General features: G+C 41.6%; 9 protein-coding genes. 5 read left to right on the top strand and 4 right to left on the bottom strand.

The window, feature by feature from the left end; all coding sequences use genetic code 11:
- Positions 1 to 96: 96 nt before the first annotated feature.
- Both DWW77_RS11910 and DWW77_RS11905 read right to left on the bottom strand, forming a co-directional pair.
- On the bottom strand, positions 97 to 384 hold the full coding sequence (locus tag DWW77_RS11910; RefSeq protein WP_118368772.1) for a hypothetical protein: 288 nt from the start codon (positions 382 to 384) through the stop codon (positions 97 to 99).
- 232 nt (positions 385 to 616) lie between these two features.
- Entirely contained in the window at positions 617 to 4,282 is a 3,666-nt protein-coding gene (locus DWW77_RS11905) for a YhgE/Pip domain-containing protein (RefSeq protein WP_118608761.1), read from the bottom strand.
- Positions 4,283 to 4,863: 581 nt separating this feature from the next.
- On the opposite strand from DWW77_RS11905, the gene DWW77_RS11900 reads away from it, so the two are divergent.
- A complete protein-coding gene (locus tag DWW77_RS11900) occupies positions 4,864 to 5,454 on the top strand; it encodes a TetR-like C-terminal domain-containing protein (RefSeq protein ID WP_015526541.1) in 591 nt (196 codons plus the stop codon).
- Positions 5,455 to 5,707: 253 nt separating this feature from the next.
- Here DWW77_RS11900 and DWW77_RS11895 read toward each other — a convergent pair whose 3' ends face one another.
- Positions 5,708 to 6,661: an alpha/beta fold hydrolase gene (locus tag DWW77_RS11895; RefSeq protein ID WP_015526540.1), complete on the bottom strand. Its 954-nt coding sequence runs from the start codon at positions 6,659 to 6,661 to the stop codon at positions 5,708 to 5,710.
- 765 nt (positions 6,662 to 7,426) lie between these two features.
- Positions 7,427 to 7,876, bottom strand: coding sequence for an SseB family protein (locus DWW77_RS11890; RefSeq protein WP_015526539.1), 450 nt, complete (start codon positions 7,874 to 7,876; stop codon positions 7,427 to 7,429).
- A gap of 235 nt (positions 7,877 to 8,111) precedes the next feature.
- Between DWW77_RS11890 and DWW77_RS18110 the strand changes: the two genes are divergently transcribed.
- From DWW77_RS18110 to DWW77_RS11880, 4 genes are all read left to right on the top strand, one after another.
- Entirely contained in the window at positions 8,112 to 8,288 is a 177-nt protein-coding gene (locus tag DWW77_RS18110; protein ID WP_015526538.1) for a hypothetical protein, read from the top strand.
- Between the two features lie 607 nt (positions 8,289 to 8,895).
- Entirely contained in the window at positions 8,896 to 9,048 is a 153-nt protein-coding gene (locus DWW77_RS18105) for a hypothetical protein (protein WP_161209205.1), read from the top strand.
- Positions 9,049 to 11,200: 2,152 nt separating this feature from the next.
- Positions 11,201 to 11,968: a ParA family protein gene (locus DWW77_RS11885; protein ID WP_092072358.1), complete on the top strand. Its 768-nt coding sequence runs from the start codon at positions 11,201 to 11,203 to the stop codon at positions 11,966 to 11,968.
- Positions 11,968 to 12,900 (top strand): ParB/RepB/Spo0J family partition protein, encoded by a 933-nt coding sequence (locus tag DWW77_RS11880; RefSeq protein ID WP_092072353.1) that lies wholly within the window; start codon positions 11,968 to 11,970, stop codon positions 12,898 to 12,900. Before DWW77_RS11885 ends, DWW77_RS11880 begins: the two co-directional genes overlap by 1 nt.
- The last annotated feature ends 6 nt before the right edge of the window (positions 12,901 to 12,906 follow it).

The raw sequence follows: 12,906 nt of genomic DNA, 5'->3' as shown, positions 1-12,906 counted from the left end.
GCTCTCCGAATATCCGCTTGATGATCAGATATTCGGAGACACCACATAGATCAGGATTTTCCGGGGTGTTTTTATGTTGCTATTATTTTACGGTCCTTACAGATGAATAAGGTCCGTATATTTTTTTACCGTTTGTGATGCGGTATGCACGGATACGGTAGTTGGTTGCGGTGCCTGGCTTTTTATCGGTGTAGGTTGTATTTTTTGTATTGCCGATAGCTTTCCAGGTTTTACCCTGAAGACGGTAAATGGTGTAGCATAGGTGATGATTCCGTCTGTTTTTGCGGTCAGTGGATTAGATGCATACCAGGTTGCTTTTCCATTGAAAACCGCAGGCTTGCAGTCAGAAAGAGCTCCGATTTGTGAGTAGATCTGAGAAGTCATATTGCCGCTTCTTCTGAATCTGACAGGAATGTTTCTGAACTGAAATCTGCGGCATAGGTCAGGCACGGTGTACTGGCGAGCTTGATTTTCTATAACTGCTATAATTATAGCGTGGAGAATTGACGAGGACAACATAAAAAAACTGTACAGAAGCTCATCTGAACAACTGTACAGTTTTAATTTTTCTATATCTAACAGAAGGTTCGGGGGAGCTTCTGTCAGTAACTAAGTATTATGCAAGACCTCTTTCTTCCAGCCAGTCGAAGAGAACAACTTTTCCTGCTTTCTTTCTCTTGGTCATGTGATTGAACTGAAGGATCGTCAGGATTGTGAAGATCACTAACAGTGCAACCATTACAATAATGGAAGTGGTAATGCTCCGGCCACCGCTGATCGTTGCACGGAATGCGTCGACCGTATAAGTAAACGGAACGTATGCATGGATCTTTGCAACGAATGAAGGTGAAACCTCAACCGGATAAGTTCCGGCAGATCCTGCAAGCTGAACGACCATGAATACCAGCATCAGGAAGCTTCCTACTTTACCAAGAGTAATGTTGAAGAAGTACATGATAGAGGTAAAGGTCATTGATGTCAGGCAGGCGAAGAGTACGGTTTTGCCCATCTCTGCAGGTGTGAATCCGTTAAATGCACGTAACAGCAGGATCAGGCAGATTCCCTGAAGGATCGCTACCGGATAAAGGACGGAAGCTTTGCTTGCCCACCATGCGAAACCGGATTTCAGTTTGCCTTTATACTGAGCCAGAGGATACATCAGGCAGAATGCCAGTGCGCCGACCCAGAGGCCTACAGACATCATGTAAGGTGCCATTGCGTGTCCGTTATTCGGGACATCGGTAAGTTTTGTTTCATCGTTTACAACAGGAGTTGCGAACATTTTGATCGTTTCATCACTTGCTGAATTGTCTTTTACAGTGGTAGCTCCATCGCTGAGGCTTGTGGTCAGTGTCTTGGAACCGTCTTTCAGTTCTTTCATACCGCTTCCAAGCTTCTTGGAGCCATCATACAGCTGAGAGGAACCGCTCTGGATCTGGGCAGCGCCATCTGCAAGCTGTTTTGCACCATTGTTAAGTGTGCTGTTGTTGCTTACAAGCTTCTCGGTACCGCTGAGAAGTGTTGAGGTACCGTTTGCTAATGTCTTAGTACCGTTTGCAAGAGTAGTAGCACCGCTGGAAAGGGTTTTGGCTCCTGTTGAGAGCTTTTTGGTACCGTCTGTAAGAGCGGAGCTGTTTTCGGAAAGCTTAGCAACACCATCGGTGTAGGTTGTGATTCCGGTTGTCAGTGTTCCGGAACCATCGGCTAATGCTTTTGTTCCATCTGCAAGAGTAGTAGCACCGCTGGAAAGAGCATTGGCTCCTGTTGCCAGTTTCTTGGTGCCGTCTGTAAGAGCAGCACTGTTTTCGGAAAGCTTAGCAATACCATCGGTGTAAGTTGTGATTCCATCTGTCAGTGCCTTAGAACCATCTGCCAGCTGACCTGCACCGGATTTGATATCCGGAAGTGCGCCAGTGATCTGTTTGCCGGCTGTTTTCAGATTCTTTGCACCATCGTTGAGCTGCTTATCATAAGATGTCAGTTGGTCAAATCCATCGTTCAGAGCTTTGATTCCTGCTGCTGCAGCCGGGAAGGCTTCGACTGTGCCGTCTTCCAGAGACTGAAGTCCTGCGGAAACGTTCTTGGTTCCTGTGTTTACAGCCTGTGCACCCTGATACAGCTGGGTAACACCTGCAGAAAGCTGAGCGATCAGATCTGTAGGAAGCTGACTTGTAGCTGCAGATAACTGCTCTGCACCTGCGCTCATGGTTGTTGCACCTGCACTCATCTGGTTTGCACCATCTGTCATGGTTGTTGCACCCTCAGAAAGTGTGCCGGCACCCTGAGTCAGTCCTCCGGAGATCTGAGTCAGTCCGGAAGCTGCTTCGTTAAGCTTGGAAGCAACAGCATTCAGATTTTCCTGAGTAGAAGAGAGCTGACCGGATACACCAGCTGCAAGCTGTGAAACCTGATCAGAATAGCTGCTCATGTAAGAACCGTCCACGCCAGTCATTCCACCGGCTACGCTGTTTAAAGCGTTGATCACATCATTCAGAGCTGCTGCGGAAATGGTTCCGTCCTCAGAAGCGGTTGCCTGAATCGCCTGAAGCTGTGCTGCTAAATAGGTCATTGTCTGTCCGGCAGTACCGATCTTGGTATTTGCATCAGTAAGTGCCTCCGTTGTCTGCTGTCCGTATCCTGTAAGGATGTTGCTGACCTGATCACCTACCTGTGAGAACTGTGTGCCTGCATTCTGGAGAGCAGGGATCAGACTGTCTGTGATACTGCTGCTGGTCTGACTTGTGATACCTGCGGCCTGAGTGATATATCCGGCTGCGTTGTTGATTCCGTCTGCCGCATTGTTCATACCAGCTGCAGCACTGTTCATACCAGCTGCGGCTGTGTCCATACCATCCTTTGCGGAAGTAAGGCCGGCTGCAAGCTTGTTGATGGATTCCTGTGTTGTTCCCTCTTTCAGAGCAGAAACCTTATCGTTCAGGGCTTTCAGTCCGTTTTCCAGCTGCTGTGTTCCGGATATCAGTGACTGTGAGTCATCGGTTCCTTTGGTAACACCGGTATTCAGCTGAGAGATACCATTGGAAACTGTTGTGAGTCCGTCTTCAAGTTTTGCAAGCTCTTTGGCACCGGCTGCGAGTTTGCCAGCACCAGCCACATAGGTGGTAGTTCCATCTGCAAGAGTGTCAGCACCAGCTACATACTGTGTTGCTCCGTCGGAAAGAGTATCAATACCTGCACTTAATGCATTTGCACCGGATTCCAGGCTGCTTGCGCCGGATTTCAGCGTATCAGAATTTTTATTAAGCTCATCCACACCAGCGGTGTACTGCTGAACACCTTCATCCAGAGTATCTACACCGGTTGTCAGCTCAGGAACCTTTTCTGTCAGAGCTGCAACGCCGCTGTTCAGCTGGTTTGCACCGGATTCCAGGCTGCTTGCACCGGATTTCAGTGCATCAGAATTTTTATTAAGCTCATCCACACCAGCGGTGTACTGCTGAACACCTTTATCCAGAGTATCCACACCGGTTGTCAGCTCAGGAACCTTTTCTGTGAGGGTTGCAACGCCGCTGTTCAGCTGATCTGCACCATCGTCCAGGCTCTTTGCACCATCGTTAACCTTTGCAACACCATCGGTGTAGGTCTTAAGACCTTCGGTGAGACTGTCAGCACCGCTTACGAAAGTAAGAGTACTGGTGGAAAGCTTCTTAAGGTTTTTGGTAATTGTTTTGTTACCATCAGCTGCTGTATTCAGTCCGTCTTCGATCTTTCCGGATCCGTCTGCAGCTTCCTGCATTCCGTCACCTGCTTCTGAGATAGAATCAAAAACGGTTTCTGTATAGGTTTCCGTAACCTTGGAAGCAATGTTATCACGAAGCTTCAGCATTGCTGTTTCACTGAGCTTGGAGGCGATATAGTTGGTTCCAGGGTTTGTCTCATAGGATAGCTCCATTTGCTTTGGCTCGTTGTCCATTACAGTGGCTGCGTTTGCGGAGAAATTTTCCGGAATTTTGATAACCATGTAATAGGTTCCATTGGCCAGACCGTCCTCTGCTGTCTTGCTGTCTACAATGTTAAATGCCATTGAGTCGTTGTCTTTCAGCTCATCCGTCATGTCCTTACCTATGCTTAAGGTCTTGCCATTATACTCGACAGGTTTGTCTTCGTTTACCACGGCCACTGGCAGGCTGTCTACGTTTCCGTAAGGATCCCACATGGATTTCAGAAACAGACCTGCATAGATGATCGGGATTACGATAATGGCGATTACGACGATAAGCATGAGCTTGTTACGAAGTAAGCTTTTCCATTCGTTTTTGATCATATTACCTATCCCTTTCTTATTAAATTGTATTATCAAACATAGTTGATTAATCAAACTTTATTCCAGTAATGGCGACGAGATCTATTAATCATATTAAAATCTATTAATAGCTTTATATTCCATTATCAAACAAAGTGTTGATTTTCTTTACGTGATGTATTATACTAAACACATACCACAGATACAACCATTAAATCTTTACTGAATGTATATTAATAGACGGAAATAATGGAAGTGTCTATTACAAATAAAAAACTGCATAATAGACAAAAAGTACGTTATTTCCTTTGAATTTATGTGCAGTTGGTAATATTAAATGCAGACAGGATTCCTATGTTTCAACACAAATATGCAGCAGATATCTGGTATCGTGTAGGTCGGCGTCGTTAACAATTTTGATCTTGTCAATTCTTAACAACAGCAGATATCTGGTATCATACAGATCGGCGTAGAGAAAGCGAATGCTTTTATTCGTTTGAAGGATGCATTATCATTGTATGACAGTTGCAGAGTATCGTAAGTGACAGGTGATTGAGGCGGAGGAAACGTGCTTGCTTTTTTGAATTGCAGGGGGAATTAAGATGGCGGAAAAAGTTGACAGAAGAGTACGTAAGACCAAGGCACAGTTGCGGGCGGGGCTTGCCCGTCTTATGCAGAAGAAGAGCATTAAGGAGATTACGGTAAAGGAACTGGTGGAAGAAGTTGATATCAACCGCTCCACATTTTATCTTCACTATACAGATATCTATCAGATGCTGGAATCCATTGAGGCTGAATTGATGGAGGAAATCACGCATCTGGTGGCAGACTATCCTCTGGATCCTCTTAATAATAAGGAGAGCTCGTATCCTTTTATTGAGCAGATATTTACGATCCTGGATCATAATAAGGATATTTGTATCGCACTTCTTGGAAAGAATGGAGATATGGCTTTTGTGAATCGTATAGAAAAACTGATCGCAGATACAGTGCTGCATCGCTTGTCAATTCGTCTGCCGAAAGACAACCGTGATATTGAGTATGCGTATGCGTTTTGTCTGAATGGATGCGTGGGAATGATCAAGACATGGCTGTCTTCTGAGAATCAGGAGAGTACACAGCATATGGCAGAGCTGACACATAAGCTGATCGATAATACAACACACATGTATCTGGAGCAGGCACTTAGATAAGAGAAATGTCCGGATGCATGCTGTGAGTCTGGTAAAAAATAAAGAGTATTGTTTCACGTTTGTTTGAGGGAAAACTTATGTTTCACGTGAAACAGTACTCTTTTTTTATTGGCTTTTTGTTGGTTTATAGCATTTCCACAAATTACTGCATGAAGATCAACGGCTCCGAACATGAACAATGTTCTTTTGATACGTTGATTTCCAAAATTACTATAGATAAATTTTGTTTTTGGTGCCGGATCATAAGCTGTTTTTACAGGAAAATAGCTACCTGTTCCAGGAAATGTTCCGGATCTTCCAGATGAGGAAGATGTCTGGTTTCCGGGATCACAGCGGTTTCAATGGAAGAATTCAGCTTTTGATATTCCTCTGCGATAAGAGAAGCGGAAGCTTCTTTTTCTCCGGAAATAATATAGATGCATGCATCGGAAGATTCTACGGCATTATTAATGCTGATATTCAGGTATTTGCCAATGTAGCTGGAATACAGATATTTGGCGTTGGAACCGCCCTTGTGAGCGGATTCATAATAGGTGTCTACCAGTGTATCTGTTACATGGAAGGGATTGTAGAACAGCTTTTCCATAAACAGACTGCTGATGGATTCGCGGGAAGCTACCATATGATAGATCAGAGTTCCGAAAATCGGAAGCTCGATAAAATACTTAAAGAGCTTGTTGTCTTTACAAGGTGCCTGCTTCAGGGAACTGAAGCTTGGTGGATTGACCAGCATGATCTTGCGGAAATGGTCGGAATTGTTACGGTAAGCCATGATCGCAAAAGAACCTGAGAAACCACTGGCAATAACATCGGTTTCCTCACGAATCACATTCTTGGCAAAATCACAGAGTAACTGAGCAAATACAAAATTGGTATAAGTAATATCCGGTTTTTCGGAACGTCCACATCCAAGAAGATCAATGGTGTAAACGGTATGTTCGGTTGCGAGCTGCTTCTCTATGGCATTCCATTCATAACCGGAAGCACCTGGCATGATATCATGAATAAGAAGAATAGGGGTGCCATGTCCCTGTTTTGTATAAAAAATCTTTCCAAAACGCCAGTCATAGGTTCTGCTGTGTGGCTGTTCCAGCATATCTTTAAGCTGAGATGTGGCATCTATGAAACGGTTAGCAATATGAATAACACCTGCGGCAGTTCCGACTAAAGCTGCAAGAGTAAGTAGTCTGTGTCCATTTTTCTTCATTAAAAAGCCTCCTGGAATTCGTAAAAATAATCAGGACAGATGTAACGTAATTCAGGTATCTGATCTGATTTTTTCTGAATATTTCTTTGCTTTATTATACGACAGGAACGAAAAATTTACAATGCTTTTGTGGGAACCCTAACCTTGTTATTGTATGCTGACGCTACTGTCCATTCTGTTCTTGGCGATGATCGCTAAGTTGCTGTTCGTTCTGCTTTTAGTAACGCGCTTCGCAATGCAAAGAATTTATGTTGATCGCATAAATTGGTGCGGTATGGTCTCGGGCTTTCGGCGACCTTCGTTCACAAAAAAACTTACGGAATTTAACGTTGAACAGTAACGCTCGCTAAGTTGCTGTTCGTTCTGCTTTCAGTAACGCACTTCGTAATGCAAAGAATTTATGTTGATCGCATAAATTGGTGCGGTATGGCTTCGGACTTTCTGCGGCCTTCGTTCACAAAAAAACTTACGGAATATTATCAGTGAACAGTAGCATCGCCAATATGCTTCATGATACATAGAAATCAGATTTTGAACCGAATCAAGTAAATCCCCTGCTTTAATTGCGAAGAGCAATAAGCAGAGGGTGGGGACTTACTTGTATCAGGAGGAGGAAAAGCTCCTTCTGATAAACTGCGAAGCAGTTATTTGGTTATGAGCAAGTAGCGAAGCGGATGCTGTTATCCGCTGGAATGCTTTTATACTTCAGTAAAATACCAAGTGTTTCACGTGAAACATTGGACTTGTTATCCGACAGAGCTGATGCTATACAGGATTACCGAGGATGATGTTGATAAGGGTTTTGTTCAGCATCAGTGTGCGGTTCCATGGATTGAGAATTACTCCCTCAACAGACGGCTCTTGCAATGCAGAAGCAAAAATCTTATCAATATCTGCGGTAAATGAGGACATGATCTTATCACTGCCTTTTAACTCTTCGTCAAAGCTGGTAAATGCAGCCCACCATTGCTTTCCATCGTTGGTTTTGATCGCATGAAGAGAAATTTTTCCATCACCTTTTGGAGGTTCTACAGCAATGATCAGCTGTGCCTGCTCCTGCATTCTGTGACGGATCACGGTGAGAGTATGAGCAAGCATTTCTTCGGTTGCTTCTTTTTGGAGTGCTGCAATGGCAGTTTCGATCTTTTCATTGCCATTTAAAGTCTTGTCTAATTGTTCTTTATAGAAATCGTTGCGATTATTTGTGGTGTTCATGTATAAAATATTCCTTTCGATCAGATGATAAATGACTAGTACATTGTTTTCGAAATAACTATACCAATTACTTGTTGGTGAATCCGACTGCACAGATCTAAAAGTCTCAGCATAGCCAGCTACGCCTGCATTTTTATACCTGCACACTCGAATCCACATCCCACGCGATTAGTATAGTTATTTACGAAACAATGTATTAGCCGCAAACTGCAAGGAGTTTGCGGATGCTTTCTTTATGGATTATAGCATTTCAGGGGAAAATGAGGCAAGAGAAGAAGTGTTTTTAACTGAATCAAATAAGTCCCCTGGTTCGATTTCGAAAAGCAATAATCAGGGGAACTTGCTTGCATCAGGAGAAGTGCAGGCTCCTTCGGATAAACTGCGAAGCACTTATTCGGTTATGAGCAAGTAGTGAAGCGGATGCTTTTATCTGCTTGAATTTTAAATCAAGAAGTTTCCTGATTACTGATCACTCCGTTCTTGGTAATACACTTCGCGATGCACAGAAATTATGCTAATCACATAAATTTGCATGGTATGTCCAGGGCTTTCAGTGGTCTTTGCGCACAAAAAAACTCGGAGGATAATATTACCAGTTAACAGTAAGTCCCCTGCTTCAATTACGAAAAAGTAATAAGTAATAAGCAGTGGGTGGCGTGTATTAGGAAGAATGCAACGGCGTTTAGAAGCAGGGAAAAGAATAGTGGGCATGTCTAAAAACAAGGTACTGCACTAATTCATGTGGCCACTGTTATGGGTACATTGTAAGCAGGTCCTGATAAATTGCAAAGTAGCTATTGGGTGTAGAACTGCGTAGCGAATACGGGTATTTTTATTCGTTTGATCCCAAATTGGATAGATATGTTTGCACACTTGAAGGTGAGTTGCCAGATACTGTCATCAGTATTCCCCATGATTTCGGTCAGATGCTTTTGTGAACTGGATGGGGAATTAACAAGTTAAGTGAATGTAGTAAAAATGTGTATTTATATGAAAAAATGGAGGGGAAGGCGGAAAATATGGGGGATTTTATAGAAGAACGATATAAGAGTAAGGATGAAATAAAGAGAAATGAGAGATTATTTCTGCGAAGAGAACACTATGATAATGATAATAAAACAAACGTTAAGTACGATAAAAAGGACTTTATAAAAGAAAATACTGGCAAATAAAGAGAAATAATAGGATATTTACGAATAAAAAAGTATTAAAGTACAAATTATAGTACTTTAAATAAAAAAGTACGATAAAACGTACTTTGCACGCATGTACATATAAAAAAGCCTTAAAATATAAAATGTGCACCTGCACACATACGGCAAAAAGATAAAATATAGATCCGTTCCTACTTTAAACATGTGAAATTTTGATTGATCGAATAAAAGAAAGCAGCTGCTTCGATTACAAAAAAACAATAAGCTGTGGGTGGGAAAATACTTGTACTCTTCCTGATAAACTGTAAAACAGCTATTTTGTGTAAAACTGTGATCGAATGCAAAAATTTTTGTCCGCATGACTGGGATAAAGGGAAGACAGGGAAGTCTTTTACGGCTTGATTTAGAAGAAAAAAGCCTATTAAGTGAAATTTATTTTATGCCAGTTCTATGCCGGAACCTTATTCAGATACATTTTATATTGGATATTACAAAATGAAACTATGCTTGAAAAAGCCTTTAGTTAACATGTACATAACGAATATATAACAGGATTGGAAGAAAAATGAAATAAATACGCAAATCTTTCGTAAACATAATAAAATAAACAAAAATCGAAAATTTCAGTTTCATAATATTATATTTTTTTCGCGAGAGATACATGTATTTCACACTATAAAAACACTCCGGGAAAAGAAGTTTCCATTTACTATATATAGATGCTTTTGGGGAATATAAAGATAACAGCCACATTATTTTGTGGATGGAGTTTCTTGTATTTTTTATATGCTTTCGTGATATAGATAATGCCAGAGAGAATATATCGGAGTATTTTTTTGATATTTCTCATTGATTTTATAATGTGTTCGTAACTGTTCAGTACCCTTGCAGTTACAAGTCAAACCGTGTCCTGGATCGATTTCGTTGATGGCATTTTTAACCGGATCGAGGAAGTCACTTGATTCAATTATGAATATTGGTTTGATAATCCATCTTCGGATGTTTCACGTGAAACATCCGAAGACAGATTAAGAATAAAGAGTTATAACCCCATCTTTGACAATTGCAGAAATAAAAAACAGCTGTAGTTCGTGCTTATGTGTTTTATGGTAGGTTTAATATAGATTTTAATCGAATCAAGTAATTCACCTGCTTCAATTGTGAACTACAATAAGCAGCGGTTGGGGACTTGCTTGTATCAGGAGAAGTACAGTCTCCTTCTGATAAACTGCGAAGCATTTATTAAGCTATGAGCAGTAGTGAAGAGGATGTTTTTATCCGCTTGACTTAAAAAATGTTTCGCAACAACGACAACTCATATGCGCTTTACGGTAGCGTGATATAGTTTTTAATCGCGTCAGGAGGTCCCCTGCTTCAAGTGTAAGAAGCAATAAGCAGCGGTTGGTGACTTGCTTGTATCAGGAAGAGTACAAGCAAGTTTTGATAAAATGCGAAGCAGTTATTCGGTGTAAAGCTGCGTAGCAACTGCGGATGCTTTTGTTTGTATGACTCGAATCAGGAGTTCCCCCCTGTTTTTGGCTTCAATTGCAAGAAACGATAAGCAGTGGTTGAAGAACTGCTTCTTATCAGGGAAGAGTAGCTTGTAGTCCTTTTGGTAAATCGCGAAGCAGTTATTCAGTGTAGAACAGCGAATGTGTTTACAGATGCTTTTATTCGCTTGATAATAATAGTAATGTTTTTAGTGTTCAGATAAAATTTGAAAATGCTATAAATGCTGTAAAAGAAAGGGATTTCGATGCCTATGTAGCAGTGTGCAAGGTTCCATAAAAGATAATATCTATACCGAGAAAATCGAATTATTTTCGAGATTACGATAAATCAGAACAATTTCAGCAAAATATCTATAAATGGGAACTTCATTTCTCGGTACGTTTTTATGGCGTAATGGCGTAAAATATATAGTCTGATTGAAAGCAAATAAAACTGGAAGTTTATGCGGAGTTGATGGACTTTATAATCGATGTACTGTTACTGTCAAACTTCTGTTTAGTCCGGAATGAGTTTGGGTATACTACACAATAAATAAAATAATTCAAAACCTATTTTCTATTGTTTCACGTGAAACATTATGTGGCAGTTTAAAAATAAAAGTGTTATAATGATATCCAATGAGTAAAAATCCCTTAAAAAAATAAAAAGGAGGGGTACAATGGGACGAATCATTGCAGTTGCCAATCAGAAAGGCGGGGTTGGAAAATCAACGACAGCCATCAATCTATCGGCCTGCCTTGCTGAAAAAGGGAAAAAGGTTCTTGCCATCGACATTGATCCGCAGGGAAATACGACCAGTGGACTTGGCGCAGACAAGAATGCAGTAGAAAACACCCTTTATGAGCTGCTGCTTGGAGAAGCAGAGACCAAGGATACCATTATAAAGAACGTTGTAGACAATGTTGACCTGATACCATCGAATATGAATCTTTCCGGTGCAGAAATTGAACTGGTTGATCTTGAGGATAAAGAATTTATTCTGAAAAAGATCACGGATAAACTTCGCCGGAAATATGATTACATAATCATGGATTGTCCGCCGTCACTGAGTATGCTTACAATTAATGCTTTGACAGCCGCAACCTCCGTTCTGGTGCCGATTCAGTGTGAGTATTATGCATTGGAAGGTTTGTCACAGTTGATACATACCATCGAACTGGTAAGAGACCGATTGAATAAGAGATTGAAGATCGAAGGCGTGGTCTTTACTATGTATGATGCCAGAACAAATCTGTCACTTCAGGTTGTAGAAAATGTAAAAGAAAACCTGGACCAGAATATATACAAAACGATCATACCGAGAAATGTACGACTTGCAGAGGCACCAAGCTATGGAAAACCGATCAATCTGTACGATTCACGATCTACAGGAGCAGAGAGTTATCGCCTCCTGGCAGAAGAAGTTATAGGCAGGGAGGGCGAGTGATGGCTGGAAGAAGAACAGGAGGCCTTGGAAAGGGTCTTGACGCACTGATCCCGAACAAAGCAGGCGGTCCGTCAAAGGAACCTGCAAAAAAGACAAGATCTGCAGTTGTAAAAAAAGACAAACCAACTGAAAAAGATAGTCCGGCCGCAGAACGACTTGTGAAAATTTCCAGCGTAGAACCAAATCTGAATCAGCCCAGAAGACATTTTGATGAGGATGCGCTGCTGGAACTTTCGGAATCCATTAAACAGTACGGTGTTCTTCAGCCGTTGTTGGTATCCGATAAGAAGGATTATTTTGAGATCATTGCAGGCGAACGCCGCTGGAGAGCTGCCAAGATGGCAGGGCTCAAGGAAGTTCCTGTTGTTGTAAAAGAGTTTACAGACCAGGAAATCGTAGAAATTTCCTTGATCGAGAACATTCAGCGGGAAGACCTGAATCCTATAGAGGAAGCGATGGCATACAAACGTCTGATGGAAGAGTTTCACCTGAAACAGGATGAAATCGCAGACAGAGTTGCCAAAAGCAGAACTGCAGTAACTAATTCCATGCGTCTTCTGAAGCTTTCTTCAAAAGTTCAGGAAATGGTAATTGCAGATATGATCTCAGCTGGTCATGCGAGAGCACTTCTGGGAATTTCTGATGAAGCTCTTCAGGAAACAACAGCCATGAAGGTTTTTGATGAAAAACTCAGTGTTCGTGAGACGGAAAAACTTGTAAAGAATCTGGTTTCTCCTGCGAAAAAAGTAAAAACAGAGAGAAACACAGCAGAAGATGCCATTTATGAGAGCCTGGAAGAAAAAATGAAAGGTATCATGGGAACAAAGGTATCCATTCAGCGAAAGAAAAACAACAAAGGTAAAATTGAAATTGAATATTATTCCAGAGATGAACTGGAGAGGATCATTGATCTGTTCGAATCTATCAGATAGGAGGCA

The sequence above is a fragment of the Ruminococcus sp. AF17-12 genome, from assembly GCF_003479245.1.
GTDB classification, from domain to species: Bacteria; Bacillota; Clostridia; order Lachnospirales; family Lachnospiraceae; genus Blautia_A; species Blautia_A fusiformis.
Note: the sequence above shows the minus strand (reverse complement) of the source record. Positions and strands in the feature narration are given on the sequence as shown.